Genomic DNA, 26,478 nt, shown 5'->3' on the forward strand with positions numbered 1-26,478 from the left:
CGGCGCCGCGCCGCATGGAGGAGCCGGGATCGAAGCCCGGGGAAACAGTGCAGGCGGAGGCTCGCCACTTTCGGCGGCAGGATGCGATGCTTGGCGTTGTCCGATCGAATCGGGGTCGCCTAGACTCCGCCGGACCGCCCCTCTCACCTGACGGGCCGACCAATACCACACAGGCCGCCGGCCGGCGGCCCGTAAAGGACCCTGGCTGCAGTGAACCTCATCATCCTTCTCCTCCCGATCATCGCGATCGTGCTCATGTTCCGGTCGCAGAAGAAGCGCCAGTCGCAGATGCAGCAGATGCAGACGGCGCTGGAGCCGGGGGCCGGAGTGCGCACCATCGGCGGTCTGTACGCCCAGGTGAAGGCGGTCAACGACGAGACCGTCGAGCTGGAGATCGCGCCCGGCGTGGTCACCCACTTCACCAAGAGCGCGATCGCGGCCGTCCTGGACCCCCAGGAGTACGACGCGATCATCAACGGCCGCCCCGCCGACGACGAGCTCCCCGAGCCGGAGGCCGAGGACGCCGACGCCGCGCCGGTCGAGGACAAGCCGCTGACGCTGACCAAGGACAGCGCCGCGAAGGGCGATGCCGAGGGCGGGGCTCCCGCGAGCAAGTAGTACGGACGGGCAACCCGCCCGGCCGCGCGGCGCAGTGCCGCGAGCCCACAGGACCTCAGGGCCGCAGAACCGCCGGACCCCCGTTCCGCCACGAGCCGGACGGGGGTCCGGTCGGGGAAGTGGCATGGACAGGGAGAAACGAGCAAGGTGGCAACACCCAAGTCGCGCCCGCGCGACGGCTACCCAGGACGGGCGCTGGCCCTCATCCTGGTCGTCACCGTCGGACTGGTCGCCCTCATGTTCGGGACGGGCAACACCAAGCCCCGGCTCGGGATCGACCTCGCCGGCGGCACCAGCATCACGCTGACCGCGAAGTCGACCGACCCCAAGGCGATCAACAAGTCCAACATGGACATCGCCACCGGGATCATCGAGCGCCGTGTCAACGGGATGGGTGTCTCCGAGGCGGAGGTCCAGACCCAGGGCGAGAACACGATCATCGTGAACATCCCCAAGGGTGGCGACCGGCAGAACGCGGCGGACCAGGTCGGTACCACGGCCAAGCTGTTCTTCCGTCCGGTCCTGGCCGTGGCGCCCAGCGGCGTCACCGTCCCGGCGCCCACCGGCACCCCGTCCGCCGGAGCCTCCGGCACCCCGGCCGCGACCCCGTCGGCCGCCGCCGGCGCCGCGACCGGCACGCCGTCCGCGACCGCGAGCGCCACCAAGCAGGGCCGCACCGTCGGCGAGGCACTGGCCGCCGAGGGCGCCAGCCCGTCGGCCGCCGCCACCGGCGCGAGCACGGCCCCGTCCGCCCCCGCGGCCGGCGCGCCGTCGGCCGCCGCCACCGGCGCCCCGAGCGCCGCGGCCACCCCGCCGAGCGCCGCCGACCTCAGCGCCGCGATGACCCAGGGCACCGTGCCGCCGGAGCTGTCCGCCGCCTTCGCCGCCCTCGACTGCTCCAAGCCCGAGGTCCGCGCCGCGCAGACCGGCCCCGAGGACAAGGCCGTCGTCGCCTGCTCCCAGAAGGCGGGCAAGAACGGCTACTACGAGAAGCTGGCGCTCGGCCCGGCGGCCGTGAAGGGCGCGGACGTCTCCAAGGCCCAGGCCACCTTCGACACCCAGACCGCTCAGGGCTGGCAGGTCCAGCTGCAGTTCAACGGCACCGGCACCGACGCCTTCGCCAAGGTCACCGGCCAGCTGGCCAGCCAGACCCCGCCGACCAACCAGTTCGCCATCGTGCTGGACAACCAGGTCGTCTCGCACCCGCAGGTCAACGGCCCGATCCCGGGCGGCACCGCGGTCATCACCGGCGGCTTCACCCAGGCCGAGGCGCAGGACCTGTCCAACGTGCTGAGCTACGGCGCCCTGCCGCTGGAGTTCGTCAAGAGCGACATCACCACCGTCTCCCCGGCGCTCGGCAGCGACCAGCTCAAGGCCGGCCTGGTGGCCGGCGCGATCGGCATGCTGCTGGTGGTCGCCTACTCGCTGGTCTACTACCGCGGCCTCGGCCTGGTCTCGATCGCCGGTCTGGTCGTCTCGGCGATCCTGACCTACTCGATCATGAGCCTGCTCGGCGGCGGGATCGGCTTCGCGCTGAACCTGCCCGCGGTCTGCGGTGCGATCGTCGCGATCGGCATCACCGCCGACTCCTTCATCGTGTACTTCGAGCGCATCCGCGACGAGGTCCGCGAGGGCGCCCCGCTGCGCCCGGCGGTCCAGCGGGCCTGGCCGCGCGCCCGGCGCACCATCCTGGTCTCGGACTTCGTCTCCTTCCTCTGTGCCGCCGTGCTCTACGTGGTCTCGGTCGGCAAGGTCCAGGGCTTCGCTTTCACGCTGGGCCTGACCACCGCGCTCGACGTGGTGGTGATCTTCCTCTTCACCAAGCCGCTGATCACGCTGCTGGCCCGTCGCAAGTTCTTCCTGGACGGCCACCCGTGGTCCGGCCTGGACCCGAAGCGGCTGGGCGCCCGCCCGCCGCTGCGCAGCAGCCGTCGCCGTAGCTCCTCCTCTGCCGCCGTGAAGGAGGCCTGACACCGTGTCGCGCTTCTCCAATCTGGGCCACCGGCTCTACCAGGGCGAGGTCAGTTTCGACTTCGTCGGGCGCCGCAAGCTCTGGTACTCCATCTCCGGCGTGATCGTGCTGGTCGCGGCGATCGGCCTGGCCATGGGCCTGCACCTGGGCATCGAGTTCAAGGGCGGCTCGGTCTACACCGTGGCCAAGCCCGGTCTGACCGTCTCGCAGGCGCAGGAGAAGGCCGACCAGGTCGTCTCCTCGCACCCGCTGGTGCAGTCGACGGACAACGGCAAGATCCGGATCCAGGTCAGCACCGAGGAGCCGAAGAGCTCCGACGAGGTGCGTTCGCAGCTCGCCGAGAAGATCGGCGTTCCGCTCGACACCGTCGAGGCCCAGGTGATCGGCCCCAGCTGGGGCAAGCAGATCTCCAACAAGGCGCTCACCGGCCTGATCATCTTCATGATCCTGGTGACGGCCTACCTGGCGATCGCCTTCGAGTGGCGGATGGCGGTGGCCGCCCTGGTCGCCCTCATCCACGACCTCCTGATCACCATCGGCGTCTACGCCCTGGTCGGCTTCGAGGTCACCCCGGGTACGGTGATCGGCTTCCTGACAATCCTCGGTTACTCCCTCTACGACACGGTCGTCGTCTTCGACACCGTGAAGGAGAACACCAAGGGGCTCACCAAGCAGAACAAGCTCACCTACAGCGAGGCCGCCAACGCGGGCCTCAACCAGACCCTGGTGCGCTCGCTCAACACCACCGTGGTCGCGCTGCTGCCGGTCGCCGCACTGCTGTTCATCGGCGGTGGCATCCTGGGCGCCGGCACGCTGAACGACATCTCGCTGGCGCTGTTCATCGGCCTCGCGGCCGGTGCCTACTCCTCGATCTGCGTCGCCACCCCGCTGCTGGCGCAGCTCAAGGAGGAGCAGCCGGAGCTGAAGGCGCTGCGCAAGCGCGTCCTGCAGCACCGGGCCGCCGCGGCCGCCAAGGGCGAGGTCGCGGACGCGGTGTCCGAGGGCGAGCTCGCGGAGGACGGCCAGCCTGCGGGTATGGTCGGTCAGCGCGGCCGGGCGGCCGGCACCTCGCGTGCCAAGGGCCGTCCGTCCACCAAGCGCTGATCCGCACCACGAACCCCGAGGACACACCGTGACCACCGCCGACATCGCACTGGCCGAGCTGCTGAACAGCCGCATCCGGGACGTCCCGGACTACCCGAAGCCGGGTGTGCTGTTCAAGGACATCGCGCCGCTGCTCGCCGACGCCGAGGCCTTCGGCGCCCTCACCCGGGCGCTGGCGGACCGGGCCAAGGAGCTCGGAGCGACCAAGGTGGTGGGCCTGGAGGCCCGCGGCTTCGTGCTGGCGGCCCCGGCGGCCTTCGCGGCCGGGCTCGGCTTCGTGCCGATCCGCAAGCAGGGCAAGCTGCCCGGCGAGGTGTTCCGGCGCTCGTACGAGCTGGAGTACGGCTCGGCGACGCTGGAGGTGCAGTGCGACGCCTTCGCACCCGGTGAGCGGGTGCTGGTGGTGGACGACGTGCTGGCCACCGGCGGGACCATCGGCGCCTCGCTGGACCTGGTCAAGGAGGCCGGGGCCGAGCTGGCGGGCGTCGTGGTGCTGATGGAGCTGGGCTTCCTGGACGGCCGCGAGCGGCTGGCCGGGCACCTGGCGGGCGCTCCGCTGGAGACGCTGGTCACGGTCTGAGGTACGTGTGCGAAGGGGCGGCGGTCGGGACACCCGGCCGCCGCCCCTTCCGTTTCCGGGCCCGGCCGGATGAACACCGGGCCGCCCGGCTCGGTACCATGAAGATTCATCCCCTCCCGGTTGTCCCCGTCCGTTCGGGCCCCGGCAGGGGCCGGCCCGGTGCCCCGAGGAGTTGTCCTTGCCCGACGAGGTTGTGCCCACGGCCGCAGCGGCCGCCCCCGAAAACCGTCCCACGCCCTCGGGGGCCACCCCGGCACGCCCGGCGCCGACCTCCTCGCGTTCGCTCGCCCCGTCCGGCCGCGGCTCCACCGGCGGCATGCGGGCCCGGCTGGCCCGCCTCGGCGGCCAGCGCTCCAGCGTGCTCAACCCCGTCCTGGAGCCGCTGTTCCGCTCGATCCGGGCCAACGACCCCAAGGCCGACCCGGCGCTGCTGCGTGACATCGAGAAGGCGTACGCGGTGGCCGAGAAGTGGCACCGCGGGCAGAAGCGCAAGAGCGGCGACCCGTACATCACGCATCCGCTGGCCGTCGCGACGATCCTCGCCGAGCTCGGCATGGACGCCCCGACGCTGATGGCCGGGCTGCTGCACGACACCGTCGAGGACACCGACTACGGCCTGGAGACCCTGCGCAAGGACTTCGGCGACTCGGTGGCCCTGCTGGTGGACGGCGTCACCAAGCTGGACCGGGTCAAGTTCGGCGAGGCGGCCCAGGCCGAGACCGTCCGCAAGATGGTCGTGGCGATGGCCAAGGACCCGCGGGTCCTGGTGATCAAGCTGGCCGACCGCCTGCACAACATGCGCACGATGCGCTACCTCAAGCGGGAGAAGCAGGAGAAGAAGGCCCGCGAGACGCTGGAGATCTACGCCCCGCTGGCGCACCGGCTGGGCATGAACACCATCAAGTGGGAGCTGGAGGACCTCGCCTTCGCGATCCTCTACCCCAAGATGTACGACGAGATCGTCCGGCTGGTCGCCGAGCGGGCCCCCAAGCGGGACGAGTACCTGGCGACCGTCATCGACCAGGTCCAGGCGGACCTGCGCGGCGCCCGGATCACCGCCTCCGTGACCGGCCGGCCGAAGCACTACTACTCGGTCTACCAGAAGATGATCGTCCGGGGCCGGGACTTCGCGGAGATCTACGACCTGGTGGGCATCCGGGTCCTGGTCGACACCGTCCGCGACTGCTACGCGGCGCTGGGCACCATCCACGCGCGGTGGAACCCGGTGCCGGGGCGGTTCAAGGACTACATCGCGATGCCCAAGTTCAACATGTACCAGTCGCTGCACACGACGGTGATCGGCCCCGGCGGCAAGCCCGTCGAACTCCAGATCCGCACCTTCGACATGCACCGGCGGGCCGAGTACGGCATCGCCGCGCACTGGAAGTACAAGCAGCGCGCGGTCGCCGGGGCGTCCAAGGTCCGCACCGACACCCCGACCCAGGTCCGCAAGGACGACAAGGCCGGCGCCGTCAACGAGATGGCCTGGCTGCGGCAGCTGCTGGACTGGCAGAAGGAGACCGCCGACCCGGGTGAGTTCCTGGAGTCGCTGCGCTTCGACCTGGCCAGCAACGAGGTCTTCGTCTTCACCCCCAAGGGCGACGTGATAGCCCTGCCGGCCGGCGCCACCCCCGTGGACTTCGCCTTCGCGGTGCACACCGAGGTCGGCTACCGGACGATAGGCGCCCGGGTGAACGGGCGGCTGGTGCCGCTGGAGTCGACGCTGGAGAACGGCGACACCGTCGAGGTGTTCACCTCCAAGGCGGAGAACGCCGGGCCGTCCCGGGACTGGCTGGGCTTCGTCAAGTCGCCGCGCGCCCGCAACAAGATCCGCGCCTGGTTCTCCAAGGAGCGCCGCGAGGAGGCGATCGAGCACGGCAAGGAGGCGATCGTCCGGGCGATGCGCAAGCAGGGCCTGCCGATCCAGCGGATCCTCACCGGCGATTCGCTGGTCACCCTGGCCCACGAGATGCGCTACCCCGACATCTCCTCGCTCTACGCCGCGATCGGCGAGGGCCACGTCGCCGCGCAGAACATCGTGCAGAAGCTGGTCCAGGCGCTCGGCGGCGAGGAGGGCGCGACGGAGGACCTGGCGGAGACCGCCACCCCGACGCACGACAACCGCCGTGCGGTGCGCCGCCGGGCCAAGGGCGACCCGGGCGTGATCGTCAAGGGCGTCGAGGACGTCTGGGTCAAGCTGTCCCGCTGCTGCACCCCGGTGCCGGGCGACCCGATCGTCGGCTTCGTCACCCGCGGCAACGGCGTCTCGGTGCATCGCGCCGACTGCGTCAACGTGGAGGCGCTCAGCCAGCAGCCGGAACGCATGATCGACGTCGAGTGGGCGGCCACCCAGTCCTCGGTGTTCCTGGTGGCCATCCAGGTCGAGGCGCTGGACCGCTCCCGGCTGCTCTCGGACGTCACCCGGGTCCTCTCCGACCAGCACGTCAACATCCTGTCGGCGGCGGTCCAGACCTCCCGCGACCGGGTGGCGATGAGCCGCTTCACCTTCGAGATGGGCGACCCGAAGCACCTCGGCCACGTGCTCAAGGCGGTGCGCGGCGTCGAGGGCGTGTACGACGTCTACCGCGTCACCTCCGCCCGCAAGTGACGACGGCATGAGGAAGGCCCCCGGGGAGGTTTCCCCGGGGGCCTTCGTCGTCCATGCGGGATCAGCCGCTGAACTCCTCCTGGCTCTTGTGCGCCTGCTCCAGCAGGGTCTGCACGCCGGCCAGCTCGGACTCCAGCTTGGCGGTCCGGCCGGCGTTGCCGGCCGCGCGGGCCTTGGCCAGGTCGGCCTGGAGCTTGTCGGCCTTGGCCTGGAAGAGGCCGACCATGCCGGCCGCGCGGGCCTTGGCCTCCGGGTTGGAGCGCTTCCACTCGGCGTCCTCGGCCTCGCGGATGGCCCGCTCGACCGCGTTCAGCCGGCCGTCCAGCTTCGGACGGACCTCGCGCGGCACGTGCCCGATCGCCTCCCAGCGCTCGTTGACCTCGCGCAGCGCGGCCTTGGCGGCCTTCAGGTCGGTGATCGGCAGGATCGCCTCGGCCTCGGCGGCCAGCGCCTCCTTGAGCTTCTGGTTCTCCACCTGCTCGGCGTCCCGCTCGCTGAACACCGCGGAACGGGCCTGGAAGAAGACGTCCTGCGCGCCGCGGAACCGCGCCCACAGCTCGTCCTCGATGTCGCGCTGGGCCCGGCCGGCGGCCTTCCAGCGCGCCATCAGGTCGCGGTAGGCGGCCGCGGTGCTGCCCCAGTCCGTGGACGAGGACAGCGCCTCGGCCTCGGCGACCAGCGCCTCCTTGGTCTGCCGCGCCCGGTCGCGCTCGGCGTCCAGGGTGGCGAAGTGGGCCTTGCGGTGCTTGGAGAAGACCGAGCGGGCGTGCGAGAAGCGGTGCCACAGCTCGTCGTCGCTCTTGCGGTCCAGCCGCGGCAGGCCCTTCCAGGTGTCCACCAGCGCACGCAGCCGGTCCCCGGCCTCCCGCCACTGGGTGGACTCGGCGAGCTGCTCGGCCTCGGAGACCAGCGCCTCCTTGGCCGCGCGGGCCTCGTCCTGGGCCTTGGCGCGAGCGGCCTTGCGCTCCTCGCGCCGGCTCTCGATCTCGCCTGCGAGCGTGTCCAGCCGCTTGGCCAGGGCCTCCAGGTCACCGACCGCGTGCCCCTCGACCACCTGGGCGCGCAGGTGCTCCAGCGCGGTCAGGGCGTCCTTGGCGGCCAGGTCGGTGGTGCGCACCCGCTTCTCCAGCAGGCCGATCTCCACCTCGATGCCCTGGTACTTGCGCTCGAAGTAGGCGAGGGCCTCCTCGGGCGAGCCGGCCTGCCAGGAACCCACGACGCGTTCGCCGTCGGCCGTCCTGACGTAGACCGTGCCCTGCTCGTCCACACGGCCCCACGGGTCGCTGCTCATAGCGCGTCCTCCACATGACGTCGCGCCCGCGCCGGGGCGGCGCGCGTCCGTCGTCCACAGTTGATGTGCGGCGGACCGATGAGTCCGCCGTCCCCGTCCGCCGTGCCTTTCTGCCGAGGGTGACGGCCAGGCGGGTCCGGGCACCCTATACAACGCCAACATAGGCGACCAGGCCCGGTGCTGTCCGCATCCGGGCCGGGCGATTTCGGGCCGGGGCCGGGCGGGGATGTCGCGGACATCGCTCGCCGGCGGCCCCGGGGCTGGTCAACCCTTCGACACCGTAGCCGAGTTGAAGGTGACGTCGGCCATCGGGTGGCCGTCCGGGGAACCTTCCAGGGTGCCGGCGGCGGCGATCTTCTGCACCACGTCCAGGCCGCCGGTGATCTTGCCGAACGGGGTGTACTTCGGCGGCAGCTGGGTGTCCTTGTAGACCAGGAAGAACTGGCTGCCGTTGGTGCCCGGACCGGAGTTGGCCATTGCCACGGTGCCCGCCGGGTAGGTCGCGCCGGTCAGGTTCTCGTCCGCGAACTTGTAGCCGGGGCCGCCGGTGCCGCCGGGGACGGTCGCGCTGGCGGTCGGGTCGCCGCACTGCAGCACGAAGATGCCGTCGGTGGTGAGGCGGTGGCACTTGGTGTGGTCGAGGTACTTCTCGCCGGCCAGGAAGGCGAAGGAGTTGACCGTGTGCGGGGCCTTGGCCGCGTCCAGCGCGATCGTCACCTTGCCGCAGTTGGTGTCCAGCGCCATGGTGTACGAGCCGCTGGGGTCGATCGACATGGCCGGTTCGGCCTGCCACTGCTTGCCGTTGGGCGCGCCCGGCGCCGGGTCGGTGCAGCCCTCGACCGGCTTGCGGGTGGGCGTCGTCGGCTCGGTGGCCTTGGTCGGCGCCGCCTGCGCGGAGCCGGCCGCCGAGGCGGACTTGTCCTTGTCGTCCGAGCTGAACGCGCCGGTGGCGAACAGCGTTCCGCCGCCGGCCAGGACCACGACGGCGAGCGAGGCGCCCAGGATCGTGTTGCGGCGCTTGCGCGCGGCCGCCGCCTCGGCGCGGCGCTGCATCTGGCGCTCGTACTTGTCGCGGGCGAGCTGCCGCCGCCGCTGTTCGCTGCTGACCACCGGCCGTGTCTCCTACGGATGTGCGGGAAAAGTGGATGGATTCCGGAGCGGATCATCGCATCCATCGGCGGCCAAGTGTAGGGACCGGGGCCGTAAGAACACGGTGAACCCGGTGGTGAACCCGTCGGACGGCCGCGCCAGGCCCGCTATCTGGTTCGCTACCGGGACCGGACCGCCGGTAGGCTGCCCCTGGACAACTGATTCGCAGCATCACTCCTGGTGGTCCTCGCCGACCGACCGCCGCACACCCGAAGGACGCGCGTGTTCATCGCCGGATTCCCCGCTGGAGCCTGGGGCACCAACTGCTACCTGGTCGCTCCGGCGGCGGGCGAGGAGTGCGTCATCGTCGACCCCGGGCACCAAGCGGCGCGCGGCGTCGAGGAGATGGTCCGCGAGCACCGGCTGAAGCCCGTCGCCGTGCTGCTCACGCACGGGCACATCGACCACGTGGCCTCGGTGGTCCCGGTCTGCGGCGCCCGCGGCGTCCCGGCCTGGATCCACCCCGAGGACCGGTACATGATGTCCGACCCGGAGAAGGCGCTCGGCCGCTCCCTGGGCACCCAGCTGATGGGCGAGCTCACCGTCGGCGAACCCGACGACGTGCGCGAACTCACCGACGGCAGCGTGCTGGAGCTGGCCGGCCTGCAGCTCACCGTGGACCACGCCCCGGGCCATACCAAGGGGTCGGTGACCTTCCGGACGCCCGGTGCCGAGGACCTCCCTCCGGTGCTGTTCTCGGGCGACCTGCTGTTCGCCGGCTCCATCGGGCGTACCGACCTCCCGGGCGGGGACAGCGAGGCGATCATGACGTCGCTGGCCCGGGTGTGCCTGCCCCTCGACGACACCACCGTGGTCCTCTCCGGCCATGGCGGACAGACCACCATCGGCCGTGAGCGCGCCACCAACCCCTACCTCCGACAGGCAGCGGGGGCGGTCGGCGCCCCGGCTTTCCCGCGACGAGGAATGTGACGGATAGAGAAGTTGAGCACCTTCACCGCCCCCAAGGGCACCTACGACCTGCTGCCCCCCAGCTCCGCGACCTTCCTGGCGATCCGCGAGCGCATCGCCGCGCCCGCCCGGCGGGCCGGTTACGGCTACGTCGAGACCCCGGTCTTCGAGGACGTGAAGCTGTTCTCCCGCGGCGTCGGCGAGTCCACCGACATCGTCAGCAAGGAGATGTACACCCTCACCACCAAGGGCGGCGACGAGCTCGCGCTGCGCCCGGAGGGCACCGCCTCGGTCCTGCGCGCCGCGCTCCAGGCCAACCTGCACAAGCAGGGCAACCTGCCGGTCAAGCTCTGGTACTCCGGCTCGTACTACCGCTACGAGCGCGCCCAGAAGGGCCGCTACCGCCAGTTCTCCCAGGTCGGCGCGGAGGCGATCGGCGCCGAGGACCCGGCGCTGGACGCCGAGCTGATCATCCTGGCCGACGACGCCTTCCGCTCGCTGGGCCTGAGCAACTACTCGCTGCTGCTCAACAGCCTCGGCGACAAGCAGTGCCGCCCGGTCTACCGCGCCGCGCTGATCGAGTTCCTCTCCGGCCTGGACCTGGACGAGGACACCCGCCGCCGCGCCGAGATCAACCCGCTGCGCGTGCTGGACGACAAGCGCGAGTCGGTGCAGGCCCAGCTCACCGACGCCCCGATGCTGCGCGACTTCCTCTGCGAGGAGTGCAAGGCCTACGACGAGAAGGTCCGCGAGCTGCTCACCGCGGCCGGCGTGGCCTTCGTCGACGACCCGAAGCTGGTCCGCGGCCTGGACTACTACACCCGCACCACCTTCGAGTTCGTGCACAACGGCCTCGGCGCGCAGTCCGCGATCGGCGGCGGCGGCCGCTACGACGGCCTGTCCGAGATGATCGGCGGCCCGGCGCTGCCGTCCGTCGGCTGGGCCCTCGGAGTGGACCGCACCTACCTCGCCCTGGAGGCCGAGGGCGTCACCCTCGACCTGCCGCCGGCCACCGCCGTGTACGCGGTCGCGCTGGGCGAGGAGGCCAAGAACGTCCTGTTCGCCAAGGTGATCGAGCTGCGCCGGGCCGGCGTGGCCACCGACCTCGCCTTCGGCGTCAAGAGCATCAAGAACGCCATGAAGTCCGCCGACCGGTCCGGCGCCCGCTTCGCCCTGATCGCCGGGGACCGGGACCTCGCCGAGGGCGTCGTCCAGCTCAAGGACATGAGCACCGGCGAGCAGACCCCCGTCGCCCTCGACGCACTCGTCACCACCCTGAAGGAGAAGCAGCTGTGATCCGCACGCACGACGCGGGCACGCTCCGCCCGGAGCACGCAGGCACCACCGTCACCCTGGCCGGCTGGGTCGCCCGCCGCCGCGACCACGGCGGCGTGGCCTTCATCGACCTGCGCGACGCCTCCGGCACCGTGCAGATCGTGGTCCGCGACCTGGACTCCGTCCACGGCCTGCGCGCCGAGTACTGCGTCAAGGTCGTCGGCGACGTCCGGGTCCGCCCCGAGGGCAACGAGAACCCGGACATCCCGACCGGCGCGGTCGAGGTCGTCGTCAGCGCGATCGAGGTGCTCTCCGAGGCCGCCCCGCTGCCCTTCCCCGTCGCCGAGTACGAGCCGGGCACGGTCAACGAGGAGGTCCGGCTGCGCTACCGCTACCTGGACCTGCGCCGCGAGGGCCCGGCCAAGGGCCTGCGGCTGCGCTCGAAGGTCAACAACATCATCCGCCGGGTGATGGAGGAGAACGACTTCCTCGACATCGAGACCCCGTACCTCACCCGCTCCACCCCCGAGGGCGCCCGCGACTTCCTCGTCCCGGTCCGCCTGCAGCCCGGCCACTGGTACGCGCTGCCGCAGTCGCCCCAGCTGTTCAAGCAGCTGCTCATGGTGGCCGGCATGGAGCGCTACTACCAGATCGCCCGCTGCTTCCGCGACGAGGACTTCCGCGCCGACCGCCAGCCGGAGTTCACCCAGCTGGACATCGAGGCCTCCTTCGTCGACCAGGAGGACATCCTGGCCCTCGGCGAGAAGATCATCGGCGCCATCTGGCGCGAGGTGCACGGCTACGAGGTCCCCAACCCGCTGCCGCGGATGACCTACGCCGACGCCATGGGCCGCTACGGCTCCGACAAGCCGGACGTCCGCTTCGGCCAGGAACTCACCGACCTCACCGAGTACTTCAAGGGCACCGAGTTCCGCGTCTTCCAGGCCCCGTACGTCGGCGCCGTGGTCATGCCCGGCGGTGCCTCGCAGCCGCGCAAGCAGCTGGACGCCTGGCAGGACTGGGCCAAGGCGCGCGGCGCCAAGGGCCTGGCCTACGTGCTCATCGACGCCGAGACCGGCGAGCTGCGCGGCCCCGTCGCCAAGAACCTCTCCGAGGAGCACCTGGCCGGCCTGGCTGCCGCCGCCGGCGCCAAGAACGGCGACGCGGTGTTCTTCGCGGCCGGCAAGGAGCGCGCCTCGCAGGAGCTGCTGGGCGCCGCCCGCCTGGAGATCGGCCGCCGCTGCGGCCTGATCGACGAGTCCAAGTGGGCGTTCCTCTGGGTCGTCGACTTCCCGATGTTCGAGCCGATCGAGGACGACAAGGGCGCGTTCCAGGGCTGGCACGCGGTGCACCACCCGTTCACCGCCCCGACCCCGGAGTCGCTGGACACCTTCGACACCGACCCGGGCGCGGCGCTGTCCAACGCCTACGACCTGGTCCTCAACGGCTCGGAGCTGGGCGGCGGTTCGATCCGTATCCACCAGCGCGACGTGCAGAAGCGGGCGTTCGACGCGATCGGCCTCTCCGAGGAGGAGGCGGCCTCGCAGTTCGGCTTCCTGCTGGACGCCTTCAACTACGGCCCGCCGCCGCACGGTGGCGTCGCCTTCGGCCTGGACCGCATCGTCACCCTGCTCGGCGGCTACGACACCATCCGGGACGTCATCGCCTTCCCGAAGACGTCCACCGGTGGCGACCCGCTGACCGGCGCCCCGACCCCGATCACCCCGGCGCAGCGCCGCGAGGCCGGCGTGGACGCCCAGCCCAAGGTCCGCGAGGACGCCAAGTCCGAGGCGCAGCCCAAGGCCTGACGTCTCGTCATCCGCTAGCCTGCAACGGCCCCGGACGGTCCACCCACCGTCCGGGGCCGGTCCACAACGGTGTGAGACACAGGGAGGGTGACTCATGCAGGTCACTACGAGAGTCGAATGTCCGCAGGACGCCCCGGCCACCAGACGCGTTCACATGGCCGCGTTCCCCGGCCCGGACGAGGCGGACCTGGTGGACGCGCTGCGCCGCGATCCCGCCTGGCTGCCCGGGTTCTCGCTGGTCGCGGTCGACGAGACCGGGCTGGTGGTCGGACACGCGCTGCTGACCCGGCTGCGGGTCGGGGACGGCGAGGCGCTGGCGCTCGCGCCGGTCGCGGTGGCGCCCGAGTGGCAGCGCAGGGGCGTCGGTGAACTCGTCGTCCGGGCCGCGCTGTCGGAGGCCGAGGAGGCGGGGGAGAAGCTCGTGGTGGTCCTCGGCGACCCGGCGTACTACGCGCGGTTCGGCTTCACGCCGGCCGGGCGGCACGAGGTCGTCGGCCCGTTCGAGGTGCCGGAGGCCTACTTCCAGGCGCTGCCGCTGGCGGCGTACGACGGCGGCCCGCGCGGGCTCTGCCGCTACCCCGAGCCCTTCGTCGTCGCGGTCTGAGCTCCCGCTTCCTTCCTGCGGTCCGGTCCGGCCTGCGGGCTCGCCGTGCTGCGCCTACGGTGAGGGTGCATCAGCAGCAGCCGGACGGAGGGTCAGAGGGTGGCCGAGAAGCAGCGGACCGCGAAGCCGGAGCGACTGGGGAGGAAGCCGTACGAGCGGGAGCTGCTGCGGCTGCAGCAGGAGCTGGTGAAGCTCCAGGAGTGGGTGCGGGTCGAGGGCGCCCGGCTCGTGGTGGTCTTCGAGGGGCGTGACGCCGCGGGCAAGGGCGGAGCGATCAAGCGGGTCACGGAGTACCTCAACCCGCGCATCGCCCGGGTCGCGGCGCTGCCCACGCCGACCGAGCGGCAGAAGTCCGAGTGGTACTTCCAGCGGTACGTCGAGCACCTGCCGGCGGCCGGGGAGATCGTGTTGTTCGACCGCAGCTGGTACAACCGCGCCGGGGTCGAGCGGGTGATGGGCTTCTGCACCGACGAGGAGTACTGGCAGTTCCTGCACCAGTGCCCGACCTTCGAGCGGATGCTGACCGAGGCGGGCATCCTGCTGCGCAAGTACTGGTTCTCGGTGAGCGACACCGAGCAGGAGCGCCGCTTCCGGGACCGGCTGGAGGACCCGATGAAGCGCTGGAAGCTCTCCCCGATGGACGTCGAGTCGATCACCCACTGGGAGGACTACTCGCGGGCCAAGGACGAGATGTTCGTCCACACGGACGTCCCGGACTCGCCCTGGCACGTGGTGGAGAGCGACGACAAGCGCCGGGCCCGGATCAACATGATCGCCCACCTGCTCTCCACCGTGCCGTACCAGGAGATCATGGCGCCGCGGATCGAGCTGCCGCCCCGCCCGGCCCCGCGCGGGTACCAGCGGCCGCCGCGCGACCTGCAGAAGTACGTTCCGGACCACGCTGCCAGACTGGAGTAGACGGGGCTCACCGGGCGCTGCTACCGAGACCGGCCCCGCGTGGCGCCCGGGCGTCCACAGGAGGCGCGCTCATGTTCGTCCGTACCGTCTACGCCACCGGCGACCCGGACCGGATCGACCGGACCCTCGACGGCCTGGCCACCGAGGCCGTCGAGCTGCTCTCCGGCCAACCCGGGTACCGCGGCTACGGCCTGTTCGCGGACCGGAGCGTCGGCAAGATCACGATGGGCTCGTGGTGGGAGTCCGAGGAGGCCGAGCGCGCCAGTGACGAGGCGCTCGGTGAGCGCCGCCGCGAGCTGCTGGCGCCGCTGGCCGGCACGGTGACCACCGAGGTCTGGGAGGCCGTGGCGACGGCGCCGCCCGGTGTGGCCGGGCCCGGCGCGAGGTTCCGGCTGTCGCGGTCCGACGTCGACCCGGCCACGGTGGACACGGCCGCCGAGGTCTTCCGCGACCGGGTGCTGCCGGTGCTGGCGAAGCAGCCCGGCTTCGTGACCGGCGCGATGCTGGCCGACCGCACGACCGGCCGGCTTTCCGTGGGCGCGATCTACGCGGACCAGGCGACCTTCGACGCCTCGCGGGGGCCGACGGCCGACTCCCGGGCGAAGGCGTTGACCACGCTGGGCGGCACCCTGCGGTCGCTGGAGGAGTTCGAGGTCGTCGTGCTGGACCGCCGGGCGCCGCAGCAGTGAGGAGTGTCGGAGGCCTCGCATAGGCTTCCGGTGTGGACGAACCGGACCTCTTCACCGCCGCCGCCGAGGAACGCCAGGCCAAGGAGCCAGGGCGGGCGCCCCTGGCCGTGCGGATGCGCCCGCGCACCCTGGACGAGGTGGCCGGGCAGCGGCAGCTGCTGAAGCCCGGCTCGCCGCTGCGGCGGCTGGTCGCGGGCTCGCGCGGCCCGGCCGCGACCAGCTCGGTCATCCTCTGGGGGCCGCCGGGCACCGGCAAGACCACCCTGGCGCACGTGATCAGCCAGGCCGTCGAGGGGCGCTTCGTCGAGCTGTCCGCGATCACCGCCGGGGTCAAGGAGGTCCGGGCGGTGATCGACGGCGCCCGGCGGGCGGTCGGGATGTCGGGCCGGGAGACGGTGCTCTTCCTGGACGAGATCCACCGCTTCTCCAAGGCCCAGCAGGACTCGCTGCTGCCGGCCGTGGAGAACCGCTGGGTCACCCTGATCGCGGCGACCACCGAGAACCCGTACTTCTCGGTGATCTCCCCGCTGCTGTCCCGTTCGCTGCTGCTCACGCTGGAGTCGCTGACCGACGATGACATCCGTGCGCTGCTGCGCCGCGCGGTCGCCGACGAGCGCGGCCTGGAGGGCGCGCTGGAGCTGACCGAGGAGGCCGAGGACCACTTGGTGCGCCTCGCCGGCGGGGACGCCCGGCGGGCGCTCACCACGCTGGAGGCGGCGGCCGGGGCCGCGCTGGAGAAGGGCGAGCCGGCCATCACGCTGGCCACCACCGAGACGGCCGTCAACCAGGCGGCGGTGCGCTACGACAAGGACGGCGACCAGCACTACGACGTGGCGAGCGCGCTGATCAAGTCGATCCGCGGCAGCGACGTGGACGCCACCCTGCACTACCTGGCCCGGATGATCGAGGCGGGCGAGGACCCGCGGTTCATCGCCCGCCGGCTGATGATCTCGGCCAGCGAGGACGTCGGCCTGGCGGACCCGACGGCGCTGCAGACGGCCGTCGCCGCCGCGCAGGCGGTGGCGCTGATCGGCTTCCCGGAGGCGCGGATCATCCTCTCCCAGGCGGCGATCGCGCTCGCCCTCGCGCCCAAGTCCAACGCGGCCTACCTGGCCATCGACGCGGCCCTGGCGGACGTCCGGCAGGGCCTGGCGGGCGCGGTGCCGGCGCACCTGCGGGACGCGCACTACGGCGGCGCGGGCAAGCTCGGCCACGGCAAGGGCTACCAGTACCCGCACGACCTGCCGGAGGGCATCGCCACCCAGCAGTACGCGCCGGACGCGGTGCACGGCCGGGAGTACTACCAGCCGACCAGGCGCGGCGGCGAGGCCCGGTACGCGGACGTCGTGGAGTGGACGAGGGCCAGGCTCAGGGGCGAGTGACGGGCGGGTGACACGGGTGGTCGATCACCCCGGTATACTCGATCGGAGTGCCGTGTCCCGGGACGGCGGCGGGGGAGACCCCACCGACCGGCCGCACCAGCGGGGCACCGGCCGTAGGCCCCTCTTTCGAGGGGCCCGCACCAGGAGCGTCGCGCACCGTTTCGGTGTCGCGGGCAGCCCGGATTTCGGGTCGGCCCGTGTGACCAGCACTTTCGTGCCCGGCTCCGGAGAGCGGCTGATCCCACCGTGCAGGCGGCGGGGTTTTCTCCGGGTCGCGAGATGCGACCTCCGTCAACACCTGGTGAAGCCGTATTCGTAAGCAAGGAAGGTTTGGTTCATGGCGAACCAGAAGCGTCCCAAGGTCAAGATCGCGCGTGCGCTCGGCGTGCCGCTGACCCCGAAGTCCGTCAAGTACTTCGAGGCCCGCCCGTACCCGCCCGGCCAGCACGGCCGTGGTCGGAAGCAGAACTCGGACTACAAGGTCCGTCTGATGGAGAAGCAGCGTCTGCGCGCTCAGTACGACCTGAGCGAGAAGCAGATGGCGCGCGCGTTCGACCGCGCGAAGAAGGCCGAGGGCAAGACCGGTGAGGCGCTCGTCGCCGACCTGGAGACCCGTCTGGACTCCCTGGTCCTGCGTTCGGGCATCGCCCGCACCATCTACCAGGCCCGCCAGATGGTCGTCCACGGCCACATCGAGGTCAACGGTGGCAAGGTCAACAAGCCGTCGTTCCAGATGAAGCCGGGCTACGTGGTGACCGTCCGCGAGCGCAGCAAGGAGAAGGTCCCGTTCCAGGTCGCCCGTGAGGGTGGCTACGCGGGCGAGGGCCAGACCCCGAAGTACCTTGAGGTCAACCTGAAGGCCCTGGCCTTCCGCCTGGACCGTGCGCCGCAGCGCAAGGAGGTCCCGGTGATCTGTGACGAGCAGCTGGTCGTCGAGTACTACTCGCGCTGACCCGCCGCCGTTCCGGCACCTGCAGTACCCAGCGAGCCCCCGTCGCCTTTCGAGGCGGCGGGGGCTCGCCCCTTTTCCGGTTCCCGCTGACCGGGTCTCGCCGGTGCCTACGGGGTCTCGCCCGTACCTACGGGGTCTCGCCGGTCATCGCGGCGGCCAGCCGCAGGTGCGGGCGGGCCTCCTCGGCGCGGCCCTGGCGCTCCAGGGTGCGGCCGAGCATCAGCCGGGCGTAGTCCTCGGCCGGGTCGGCCTCCAGGATCCGGAGCAACTCGGCCTCGGCGCGGCCGAGTTGGGCGGAGTGGTAGTAGCTGCGGGCGAGCAGCAGCCGGACGGAGAGGTTGGCCGGCTCCTCGGCCAGTACGCCTTCGAGCATGCGGGCGGCGTCGGAGTACGCCTTGGAGTCGAAGTAGAACTTCGCCATGCGGTACTCGTCGGCTGCGGTGTGGACGGCCATGGTGCTCCTTCCGGGTGGTTCCTTGCCTCCTCAAGCAATGGACAAGTTTCAACTATTCCGGTCGGCCGTCGCGGGTTGGCCGTCACGGCCGGCGCTCAGCTGTTCCGGACCGGTGAGGGCGCCGGAGCGGGCGGCACCGAACAGGGCCCCGGCCCCGGCTCCGAGCCGTCCGCCGGGCCCCCGCCGCCGAGCGCCCGGGAGACGGCGGCGTCCAGGTCCAGCCGGGTACCGGCCTGGTAGCACTCCTCGTACTCCTGCTCGGTCAGCCCGGCCCGGGCCCGCTCGGCGCACTCCCGGTGCGTGCCGAAGAAGTTCCGCGAGCCCAGGAACGGCGTGCCGACCGCGCGCCAGATCCGGTGCGCAGCGCCCTGCAGCACCCGGGCCTCGCGCAGGTCGCCCGGCTCGCCCGGGCCGTTCGGCTCGGTCTCCAGCAGCGCCAGCAGGTCGATCCCCAGCACGATGCCCAGCAGGTCGTGGAAACGGTGGTTCAGCCGGACGCACTCCCTGGCCAGCGCGCGGGCCGGCTGGACGGCGCCGTCCAGCCAGTGCGAGTACGCCATCGCGAACAGCACGTACGCGTACGCCCACTGCTCGCCGTGCTCCTCACACAGCTCGCGGGCCCGGCCGAACCAGAGCTCGCCGCAGTCCAGGTCGCCCTGGAAGAGGTAGGCCAGGCCCAGCTCCAGCATCGCCATCACCACGTTGCTGTTGAGCTCGCCGATGGTTCGGTAGTGCCAGAGCGCCTCCTCGAACAGGTCGGCGGCGCGGTCCGGGTCGTCGCCGATCAGCGCGGCGCAGCCCTGCCGGTGGACGGAGTAGGCGAGGGCGCGGTCGTCGCCGGTGTCCAGGGCCTGGCGGCGGCACTCCTCCAGGGCCGGGCGGGCGGCGCCCAGGTCCCCCTGGAGCGTGGCCATGTAGCCGGTCACCCAGAGCGCCTTGGCGCGGGCCTCGGTGGGTTCGCGGTCCAGGGCGAGCGCGCGGTCCAGCCAGTACCGGCCCTCGCCGAGGTGGCCGCAGCCGACCCAGTAGAACCAGAGCGTGCCGGCCATCAGCAGGGCGATCTGCTCCTCGCCGGGCTCGGCGAGGCAGAACTCCAGCGCCGCGCGGAGGTTGGTGTGCGCCAGCTCGGTGCGTTCGGCGGTCTCCGCCTGGCGGGGGCCGAACCACTCGACCTCGCCCCAGGTGGCGACGCCCAGGTACCAGTCCCGGTGGCGGCGCAGCAGCCGCGGCTCCTCGCCGGCGGCGCGCAGCCAGTGGCCGCCGTACTCGCGCAGGGTGTCCAGCAGGCGGAAGCGGACGCCGAAGGCGCTGTCCTCGCGCAGGACGACCGACTTGGCGACCAGTTCGTCCAGCAGGTCGAGCACGTCCTCGGTCTCGATGCCCTCGCCGGCGCAGACGTACTCGGCGGCCTCCAGGTCGAAGCTGCCGGCGAAGACCGACAGGCGGGCCCAGAGTAAACGTTCCTGCACGGTGCAGAGCTCATGACTCCAGCCGATCGTCGTCCGCAGGGTCTGGTGCCGTGGAAGGGCCGTGCGGGAGCCTCCGGTGAGCAGCCGGAAGCGGTCGTCCAGCCGGGCGGTGATCTGCTCCACCGACAGTGCGCGCAGCCGGCCTGCGGCCAGCTCCACGGCCAGCGGGATCCCGTCCAGCCGGCGGCAGAGCAGGCCGACCGCCTCCGCGTTGGCCGCAGTCACCTCGAAGGAGGGCAGCACCGCCCGGGCCCGCTCGGCGAACAGCCGTACCGCATCCGGGAGTTCGCCCACCGGCAGCGGGCCGTCGGGCGGCGGGCCTGCAGGCCGTGGGCCTTCGGGGAGCGGGCCTTCGGAGAGCAGGCTCCCGGAGAGCAGGCTCCCGGAGAGCCGGCCCTCGGGCAGCGGCCCGACCGGCAGCGGCGCGAGGGTCAGCAGGTGCTCGCCCGAGGCCCGCAGGGCGGTGCGGCTGGTGGCCAGCAGCCGCAGCCCGGGCAGCGCCCGCAGCAGCGCGTCCGCCAGTTCGGCGCAGGCCTCCACCAGGTGCTCGCAGCCGTCCAGCACCAGCAGCAGGCGCCGGCCGGCCAGCCGCTCGGTCAGGACGTCCAGCGGCGGACGGGCGGTGCCGTCGGTCAGCCGCAGGGCCTCCAGGAGGGCGTGGCCGAGCAGCAGCGGGTCCTGCACCGGCGCCACGTCCACCAGCCAGGCGCCGCCCGGGAACGCCTCGCCCGCGTGGGCCGCCGCGCGCACCGCCAGCCGGCTCTTGCCCACCCCGCCCGGCCCGGTCACGGTCACCAGCCGGGCGGCGGCCAGCAGCTCCGCCACCTCGGCCAGTTCCCGCTGCCGCCCGACGAAGCCGGTCACCTCGGCCGGCAGCCGGCCGGGCTCCGGCTCGCGCGGCCCCGCCGCGGGCTCCCGCGGCTGTGCTGTCCAGTCGCCGGCCAAGCGCTGCTCCCCGTGTTCCAGGCCGGACCGTCGCGGTCCGGACGTGCATCGGGCCGTACGGGCGACGGCCTGCCTGGCAGAACGAGGTGACCGGCCGGTAGGTTACGCGCGCGGATCGTACACCCGGTCGGATCGCCCGCGCGGAGAACCCGGTCCGGAAACCGGGCGTCGGCGCGATAGGGTTCCGTCTGGAGAACAGTGAGGCGAGGGAGCGCGCAAAGGTGTCCGTGGGAGAGCTGGCCGGATTGCTCGTCGCCGTTTTCTGGGCGGTCCTGGTCACCCTGCTCGCCGTCGTGCTGGCCCGCCTCTCCCGGGTCCTGAAGGAGGCCGCCGTCCTGGTCTCCGCGGTCACCGAGCAGGCCGTGCCGCTGCTGACCGACGCGGGCGCCGCGGTGCGCAGCGCCAACCAGCAGCTGGAGCGGGTGGACGAGATCACCGCCAACGTGCAGGACGCCGCCGCCAACGCCAACGCGCTCTCCTCCACCGTGGCCGCCACCCTGGGTGGACCGCTGGTGAAGGTCGCGGCCTTCAGCTACGGCGTCCGCAAGGCCGTCGCCAAGCAGCAGGGCCACCTGCCGTCCGTACCGCTGCAGAGCGGCGAGCGCGAGGAGCTGGCCCGGCTGATCCGGGCCGAGGTGCGCGCCGCGAGCGCGCCGCGCGGCGGCCTGCTCTCCCGGGTCCGGCGAGCGGTGAGGGGCTGACGGCATGGTGCGACGCATCTTCTGGATGGCGGTCGGCGCCGGCGCCACCGTCTGGGCCATGAACAAGGCCAACGAGGCCGTGCACCGGCTCACCCCGGACAGCCTCTCCGGCACCGCCGCACGCGGGGCGCTGCACCTGGGCGACCTGGCCAAGCAGTTCGCCCTGGACGTGAAGGCCGGCATGGCCGAGCGCGAGGAACAGCTGAAGGACGACCTCGGCCTGCACGGCACCGCCGTGGTGGAGCCCCGGCAGCGCCGAGTGCTCAGAGGCGAGCCGCAGTACCGAGCTATCTCGGCGGCGCCCGGCAGCCCGGCCGCCGCCCTGCCTCCGTCCGGCGCCCTGCCCAACGGCAGGGGCCGCACCATCCCCCAGACCACTGAAGAAACGCCCCGCCGCGCCCTGCCGCCGCGGGGCGGCACCCCGAACCGGAAGGACCACTAATGGAGTCGGCAGAGATCCGCCGCCGCTGGCTGCGCTTCTTCGAGGAGCGCGGCCACACCGTCGTTCCGTCGGCGTCCCTGGTCGCCGACGACCCCACCCTGCTGCTCGTCAACGCCGGCATGGTGCCGTTCAAGCCGTACTTCCTGGGCGAGGTCAAGCCGCAGTTCTCGCGCGCCACCAGCGTCCAGAAGTGCGTGCGCACCCTGGACATCGAGGAGGTCGGGAAGACCACCCGGCACGGCTCCTTCTTCCAGATGTGCGGCAACTTCTCCTTCGGTGACTACTTCAAGGAAGGAGCCATCAAGTTCGCGTGGGAGCTGCTCACCACCCCCGTCGCGGACGGTGGCTACGGCCTGGAGAAGGAGAAGCTCTGGATCACCGTCTACAAGGACGACGACGAGGCCGAGCAGATCTGGCGTGACGTCATCGGCGTCCCCTCCGAGCGCATCCAGCGCCTCGGCATGAAGGACAACTTCTGGTCGATGGGCGTCCCCGGCCCGTGCGGCCCGTGCTCGGAGATCAACTACGACCGCGGCCCCGCTTACGGCGAGGAGGGCGGCCCGGCCGTCAACGGCGAGCGCTACCTGGAGATCTGGAACCTGGTCTTCATGCAGTACGAGCGCGGCCACGGCGACGGGAAGGACGGCTTCGAGATCCTCGGCGACCTGCCGAGCAAGAACATCGACACCGGCCTCGGCCTGGAGCGCCTCGCCGCCATCCTGCAGGGCGTCGACAACCTCTTCGAGATCGACACCAGCCGGATGATCCTCGACCGCGCCGCCGAGCTCACCGGCCACACCTACGGCGCCGACCACAAGTCGGACGTCTCGCTGCGCGTGGTCACCGACCACATCCGCACCGCGCTGATGCTGATCGGCGACGGCGTCACCCCCGGCAACGAGGGCCGCGGCTACGTGCTGCGCCGCATCCTGCGCCGCGCCATCCGCAACATGCGCCTGCTGGGCGCGACCGGTGTGGTGGCCAAGGACCTCACGGACACCGCCATCAAGGCGATGGCCCCGCAGTACCCGGAGCTGGAGACCGACCGCAAGCGCATCGAGACGGTCGTCGTCGGCGAGGAGGCGGCCTTCCTCCAGACCCTGAAGGCCGGCACCAGCCTGCTGGACGCCGCGGTCACCGAGACCAAGCAGGCCGGCGGCGCCGTCCTCTCCGGCGACCAGGCGTTCAAGCTGCACGACACTTACGGCTTCCCGATCGACCTGACCCTGGAGATGGCCGAGGAGCAGGGCCTCCAGGTCGACGAGGCCGGCTTCCGCCGCCTGATGCAGGAGCAGCGGGACCGCGCCAAGGCGGACGCCAAGGCGAAGAAGATGGGCCACGCCGACGTCGCCGCGTACCGCGAGGTCGCCGACAAGTCCGGCGCCAGCGTCTTCACCGGCTACACCCGCACCGAGGGCGAGGCCACCGTGGTCGGCCTGCTGGTGGACGGCGTCCCCTCGCCGGCCGCCACCGAGGGCGACGAGGTCGAGATCATCCTCGACCGCACCCCGTTCTACGCCGAGGGCGGCGGCCAGCTCGCCGACCACGGCCGGATCCGGCTGGAGTCCGGCGCGGTGGTGGAGATCCGCGACGTGCAGCAGCCCGTCCCGGGCGTCGTCGTGCACTCCGGCGGGGTGCTGTTCGGCGAGGTCGTGCTGGGCGCCTCGGCGTACGCCACGATCGACACCGAGCGCCGCCGGGCGATCGCCCGCGCCCACTCGGCCACCCACCTGACCCACCAGGCGCTGCGCGACGCGCTCGGCCCGACGGCCGCCCAGGCCGGCTCCGAGAACGCCCCCGGCCGCTTCCGCTTCGACTTCGGCTCGCCCGCCGCCGTCCCGGGCAGCGTGCTGGTCGACGTCGAGCAGAAGATCAACGACGTGCTGGGCCGCGAGCTCGACGTCACCGCCGAGGTCATGACGATGGACCAGGCCCGCAAGGCCGGCGCCATCGCGATGTTCGGCGAGAAGTACGGCGACGAGGTCCGGGTCGTCACCATCGGCGACTTCTCCAAGGAGCTGTGCGGTGGCACCCACGTCGGCAACACCGCCCAGCTGGGCCTGGTGAAGCTGCTCGGCGAGTCCTCGATCGGCTCCGGGGTGCGCCGCGTGGAGGCGCTGGTCGGCGTCGACGCGTACAAGTTCCTGGCCCGGGAGCACACCGTGGTCTCCCAGCTCACCGAGCTGGTCAAGGGCCGCCCGGAGGAGCTGCCGGAGAAGATCTCGGGCATGCTCGCCAAGCTCAAGGACGCCGAGAAGGAGATCGAGCGCTTCCGCGCCGAGAAGGTCCTGGCCGCCGCGGCGGGCCTGGCCGACTCGGCCGAGGACGTGCACGGCATCGCCGTGGTCGCCGCGCAGGTCGCCGACGGCGTGGGCGCGGACGAGCTGCGCAAGCTGGTCCTGGACGTGCGCGGCCGGCTCGGTTCGCGCCCGGCCGTGGTCGCCGCCTTCACCGTGGCCAACGACCGCCCGCTGACCGTCATCGCCACCAACGAGGACGCCCGCGGCCGCGGCATCAAGGCCGGCGAGCTGGTCCGGACCGCTGCCAAGACCCTCGGCGGCGGCGGTGGCGGCAAGGACGACGTCGCCCAGGGCGGCGGCTCCAACCCGGCGGCGGTCGGCGAGGCCATCGCCGCGGTGCGCGGCCTGGTCGCGGAGCGCGCCAGCTGATGGAGTCCTGATGGAGTTCGAGGAGAAGCCCTTCCGGCGGGGGCGGCGGATCGCCGTCGACGTCGGGGACGCCCGGATCGGGGTCGCGTCCTGCGACCCCGACGGGGTGCTCGCCACGCCCGTGGAGACCGTGCCGGCCGGTGTGAAGTCGCAGGCCAGGCTCGCTGCCATCGTCGAGGAGTACGGCGCGATGGAGGTGATCGTCGGGCTGCCGCGCTCGTTGAGCGGCAAGGAGGGCCCGGCGGCGGAGAAGGTGCGGGCGTACGCGGCGCGGCTGGCGAACCGGCTCTACCCGGTGCCGGTGCGGCTGGTGGACGAGCGGATGACGACCGTCACCGCGACCCACGGGCTGCGGGCCTCGGGGGTCAAGGCGAAGAAGGGCCGCTCGGTGGTCGACCAGGCCGCCGCGGTGGTGATCCTGCAGACCGCCCTTGAGTCCGAACGGGTGAGCGGACGCCCGCCCGGTGAGAGCGTCGAGGCGGTCGGCTGAGGAGCCTGATCTAACGTCCCGGTTCGAGGGGTCCGTGCGGACGCGTCCGCACGGACCCCTCTTCGTTCGCTTTCGAGACCGTTTCGGGTCGATATCGATCGAGATCGATCGATCCGAGGCGATCTGGGACCGTCGAGGGGACGCGAGCCATGATCGACCAGGACTACTACCCGGGGCTCACACCCGGGCACCTGGGTGCGCCGGTACTGGAACCGGAGGGCCGTCCGCCGTCCGCGCCCCGTCCGCGCCCCGATGCACCGGATCCGCACCGACGGCGTAACGGACTGGCCTGCGGGCTCACCGCGTTCGCGTTGATCGCCGTGTTCGGCGGGATCGGGCTCACCGGCTACACCTGGTTCCAGGCGCAGCGCAAGCCCCCGGCCGCGGCCGACTTCGGCGGGCAGGGCACCGGCAGCGTCCAGGTCTCGGTGCCGGAGGGCGCCGGCCTGTCCCAGATCGCGTCCGCGCTGGTCCGCAACGGGGTGGTGGCCAGCTCGCTCGCCTTCACCCGGGCCGCGAAGGGCAGCGCGGCGGCCGCCGGGCGGATCCAGCCCGGGACGTACACGCTGAAGCAGAAGATGTCGGCCGCGGCGGCGCTGGCCATCCTGATCGACCCGGCCAACGCCAACGGCCTGACCATCCCCGAGGGCTGGCGCGGCTACCAGATCTACGCGGCCATCGACAAGAAGCTCGGCCTGCCCGAGGGCACCGCCCAGCGCACCGCCCAGGAACAGGGCGCCGAACTCGGCCTGCCGGACTTCACCAACGGCAGCCCCGAGGGCTACCTGTTCCCGGCGACGTACAGCGTCACCGACGGCACCACCGCGCTCGACCTGCTGAAGCAGATGGTGGAGCGGGCCGGCAAGGAGTTCAGCCGGGACGATGCCGGGGTCGTCGCCCAGAACCTCGGGCAGACCATGTACGGGCTGGTCACCGTGGCCAGCATGGTCCAGGGCGAGGCCGACAACACCGCGGACATGGGCAAGGTGGCCCGGGTCATCTACAACCGGCTGGCCAAGGGCATGCCGCTGCAGCTGGACTCCACGATCAACTACGCGCTCGGCCGCTCCACCCTGAACACGACGGTGACCGAGACCAGGCTGGACTCCCCGTACAACACCTACCTGCACCCCGGGCTGCCGCCGACCCCGATCTCCAACCCGGGGCGGCAGGCGATCATGGCGGCGCTGGACCCGACGCCGGGGGACTGGCTCTACTTCGTCACCGTGAAGCCCGGGGACACCCGGTTCACCGACAGCTTCGACGTGCAGCAGCGCAACGTGGCGGAGTTCAACGCCAACCGCGCGGCGGCGAAGCCGAGCGCCTCGGGCTCGGGCTCGGCTTCCGCCTCGGGCGCGGCGTCGGGGCCGGCTTCCGGCGGGTCGGCGGGCTCCGGTGCGGCGGGCGGCTCCGGTGCGGCGACTCCGTGACGGCGGTGTGTGCCGTCGG

Annotated in this window: 22 protein-coding genes; 18 read left to right on the plus strand and 4 right to left on the minus strand. The window is 72.1% G+C overall.

Annotated features, from left to right (window positions below; translation table 11 throughout):
• Positions 1 to 210: 210 nt before the first annotated feature.
• The 5 genes from yajC (at position 211) to BX285_RS16635 (ending at position 6,882) form a co-directional block, all read left to right on the plus strand.
• Positions 211 to 618, plus strand: coding sequence for a preprotein translocase subunit YajC (gene yajC, locus BX285_RS16615; RefSeq protein ID WP_097238688.1), 408 nt, complete (start codon positions 211 to 213; stop codon positions 616 to 618).
• Between the two features lie 147 nt (positions 619 to 765).
• A complete protein-coding gene (gene secD / locus BX285_RS16620; RefSeq protein WP_373560524.1) occupies positions 766 to 2,589 on the plus strand; it encodes a protein translocase subunit SecD in 1,824 nt (607 codons plus the stop codon).
• A gap of 4 nt (positions 2,590 to 2,593) precedes the next feature.
• Positions 2,594 to 3,694: a protein translocase subunit SecF gene (gene secF, locus BX285_RS16625; RefSeq protein ID WP_121175536.1), complete on the plus strand. Its 1,101-nt coding sequence runs from the start codon at positions 2,594 to 2,596 to the stop codon at positions 3,692 to 3,694.
• Positions 3,695 to 3,722: 28 nt separating this feature from the next.
• Positions 3,723 to 4,274 carry an adenine phosphoribosyltransferase gene (locus tag BX285_RS16630; RefSeq protein WP_097238690.1) on the plus strand — a complete coding sequence of 184 codons (552 nt, stop codon included), beginning with the start codon at positions 3,723 to 3,725 and terminating at the stop codon, positions 4,272 to 4,274.
• A 172-nt stretch (positions 4,275 to 4,446) separates the two neighbouring features.
• On the plus strand, positions 4,447 to 6,882 hold the full coding sequence (locus BX285_RS16635; RefSeq protein WP_179852922.1) for a bifunctional (p)ppGpp synthetase/guanosine-3',5'-bis(diphosphate) 3'-pyrophosphohydrolase: 2,436 nt from the start codon (positions 4,447 to 4,449) through the stop codon (positions 6,880 to 6,882).
• Between the two features lie 61 nt (positions 6,883 to 6,943).
• On the opposite strand, the gene BX285_RS16640 is transcribed toward BX285_RS16635, so the two are convergent.
• A complete protein-coding gene (locus BX285_RS16640; protein WP_097238691.1) occupies positions 6,944 to 8,173 on the minus strand; it encodes a DUF349 domain-containing protein in 1,230 nt (409 codons plus the stop codon).
• Positions 8,174 to 8,437: 264 nt separating this feature from the next.
• Positions 8,438 to 9,283 (minus strand): peptidylprolyl isomerase, encoded by an 846-nt coding sequence (locus tag BX285_RS16645; protein WP_121175537.1) that lies wholly within the window; start codon positions 9,281 to 9,283, stop codon positions 8,438 to 8,440.
• Positions 9,284 to 9,544: 261 nt separating this feature from the next.
• On the opposite strand from BX285_RS16645, the gene BX285_RS16650 reads away from it, so the two are divergent.
• From BX285_RS16650 to rpsD, 8 genes are all read left to right on the plus strand, one after another.
• Positions 9,545 to 10,252, plus strand: a complete 708-nt coding sequence (locus BX285_RS16650) for an MBL fold metallo-hydrolase (protein ID WP_097238693.1) — start codon at positions 9,545 to 9,547, stop codon at positions 10,250 to 10,252.
• Positions 10,253 to 10,264: 12 nt separating this feature from the next.
• Positions 10,265 to 11,527 carry a histidine--tRNA ligase gene (gene hisS / locus BX285_RS16655; protein ID WP_097238694.1) on the plus strand — a complete coding sequence of 421 codons (1,263 nt, stop codon included), beginning with the start codon at positions 10,265 to 10,267 and terminating at the stop codon, positions 11,525 to 11,527.
• Entirely contained in the window at positions 11,524 to 13,314 is a 1,791-nt protein-coding gene (gene aspS, locus BX285_RS16660) for an aspartate--tRNA ligase (RefSeq protein ID WP_097238695.1), read from the plus strand. Before hisS ends, aspS begins: the two co-directional genes overlap by 4 nt.
• 94 nt (positions 13,315 to 13,408) lie before the next feature.
• The gene (locus BX285_RS16665) at positions 13,409 to 13,918 is read left to right on the plus strand and encodes a GNAT family N-acetyltransferase (protein WP_097238696.1); all 510 of its coding nucleotides are present in this window, start codon (positions 13,409 to 13,411) and stop codon (positions 13,916 to 13,918) included.
• A gap of 99 nt (positions 13,919 to 14,017) precedes the next feature.
• The gene (gene ppk2 / locus BX285_RS16670) at positions 14,018 to 14,836 is read left to right on the plus strand and encodes a polyphosphate kinase 2 (protein WP_097238697.1); all 819 of its coding nucleotides are present in this window, start codon (positions 14,018 to 14,020) and stop codon (positions 14,834 to 14,836) included.
• Between the two features lie 71 nt (positions 14,837 to 14,907).
• On the plus strand, positions 14,908 to 15,525 hold the full coding sequence (locus BX285_RS16675; protein ID WP_121175538.1) for an antibiotic biosynthesis monooxygenase: 618 nt from the start codon (positions 14,908 to 14,910) through the stop codon (positions 15,523 to 15,525).
• Between the two features lie 32 nt (positions 15,526 to 15,557).
• Positions 15,558 to 16,907 (plus strand): replication-associated recombination protein A, encoded by a 1,350-nt coding sequence (locus BX285_RS16680; protein ID WP_097238699.1) that lies wholly within the window; start codon positions 15,558 to 15,560, stop codon positions 16,905 to 16,907.
• 337 nt (positions 16,908 to 17,244) lie between these two features.
• A complete protein-coding gene (gene rpsD, locus BX285_RS16685) occupies positions 17,245 to 17,859 on the plus strand; it encodes a 30S ribosomal protein S4 (protein WP_097238700.1) in 615 nt (204 codons plus the stop codon).
• A gap of 127 nt (positions 17,860 to 17,986) precedes the next feature.
• Here the strand turns inward: rpsD and BX285_RS16690 are convergent, their stop codons facing one another.
• On the minus strand, positions 17,987 to 18,313 hold the full coding sequence (locus tag BX285_RS16690; RefSeq protein WP_121175539.1) for a tetratricopeptide repeat protein: 327 nt from the start codon (positions 18,311 to 18,313) through the stop codon (positions 17,987 to 17,989).
• A gap of 95 nt (positions 18,314 to 18,408) precedes the next feature.
• On the minus strand, positions 18,409 to 20,727 hold the full coding sequence (locus BX285_RS39230; protein ID WP_310794216.1) for a regulator: 2,319 nt from the start codon (positions 20,725 to 20,727) through the stop codon (positions 18,409 to 18,411).
• Between the two features lie 221 nt (positions 20,728 to 20,948).
• Between BX285_RS39230 and BX285_RS16700 the strand changes: the two genes are divergently transcribed.
• From BX285_RS16700 to mltG, 5 genes are all read left to right on the plus strand, one after another.
• Entirely contained in the window at positions 20,949 to 21,428 is a 480-nt protein-coding gene (locus tag BX285_RS16700; protein WP_121175540.1) for a DUF948 domain-containing protein, read from the plus strand.
• A gap of 4 nt (positions 21,429 to 21,432) precedes the next feature.
• On the plus strand, positions 21,433 to 21,870 hold the full coding sequence (locus tag BX285_RS37325; protein ID WP_179852924.1) for a DUF6167 family protein: 438 nt from the start codon (positions 21,433 to 21,435) through the stop codon (positions 21,868 to 21,870).
• On the plus strand, positions 21,870 to 24,539 hold the full coding sequence (alaS, locus tag BX285_RS16710) for an alanine--tRNA ligase (RefSeq protein ID WP_121175541.1): 2,670 nt from the start codon (positions 21,870 to 21,872) through the stop codon (positions 24,537 to 24,539). Before BX285_RS37325 ends, alaS begins: the two co-directional genes overlap by 1 nt.
• Before the next feature lie 10 nt (positions 24,540 to 24,549).
• Positions 24,550 to 25,029, plus strand: coding sequence for a Holliday junction resolvase RuvX (ruvX, locus tag BX285_RS16715; RefSeq protein WP_097238704.1), 480 nt, complete (start codon positions 24,550 to 24,552; stop codon positions 25,027 to 25,029).
• Between the two features lie 149 nt (positions 25,030 to 25,178).
• Positions 25,179 to 26,459 (plus strand): endolytic transglycosylase MltG, encoded by a 1,281-nt coding sequence (gene mltG / locus BX285_RS16720; RefSeq protein WP_097238705.1) that lies wholly within the window; start codon positions 25,179 to 25,181, stop codon positions 26,457 to 26,459.
• Positions 26,460 to 26,478 lie beyond the last annotated feature (19 nt).

The sequence above is a fragment of the Streptomyces sp. 1114.5 genome (genome assembly GCF_003635085.1).
In the GTDB taxonomy this organism is placed as follows: domain Bacteria; phylum Actinomycetota; class Actinomycetes; order Streptomycetales; family Streptomycetaceae; genus Kitasatospora.

What these genes read in the sequence shown, in the direction of transcription:
- BX285_RS16640 (WP_097238691.1), bottom strand. Translation starts at nt 8,173, where the DNA reads ATGAGCAGCGACCCGTGGGGCCGTGTGGACGAGCAGGGCACGGTCTAC.
- BX285_RS16665 (WP_097238696.1), top strand. Translation starts at nt 13,409, where the DNA reads ATGCAGGTCACTACGAGAGTCGAATGTCCGCAGGACGCCCCGGCCACC.
- BX285_RS16675 (WP_121175538.1), top strand. Translation starts at nt 14,908, where the DNA reads ATGTTCGTCCGTACCGTCTACGCCACCGGCGACCCGGACCGGATCGAC.
- rpsD (WP_097238700.1), top strand. Translation starts at nt 17,245, where the DNA reads ATGGCGAACCAGAAGCGTCCCAAGGTCAAGATCGCGCGTGCGCTCGGC.
- BX285_RS16690 (WP_121175539.1), bottom strand. Translation starts at nt 18,313, where the DNA reads ATGGCCGTCCACACCGCAGCCGACGAGTACCGCATGGCGAAGTTCTAC.
- BX285_RS37325 (WP_179852924.1), top strand. Translation starts at nt 21,433, where the DNA reads ATGGTGCGACGCATCTTCTGGATGGCGGTCGGCGCCGGCGCCACCGTC.
- alaS (WP_121175541.1), top strand. Translation starts at nt 21,870, where the DNA reads ATGGAGTCGGCAGAGATCCGCCGCCGCTGGCTGCGCTTCTTCGAGGAG.
- ruvX (WP_097238704.1), top strand. Translation starts at nt 24,550, where the DNA reads ATGGAGTTCGAGGAGAAGCCCTTCCGGCGGGGGCGGCGGATCGCCGTC.
- mltG (WP_097238705.1), top strand. Translation starts at nt 25,179, where the DNA reads ATGATCGACCAGGACTACTACCCGGGGCTCACACCCGGGCACCTGGGT.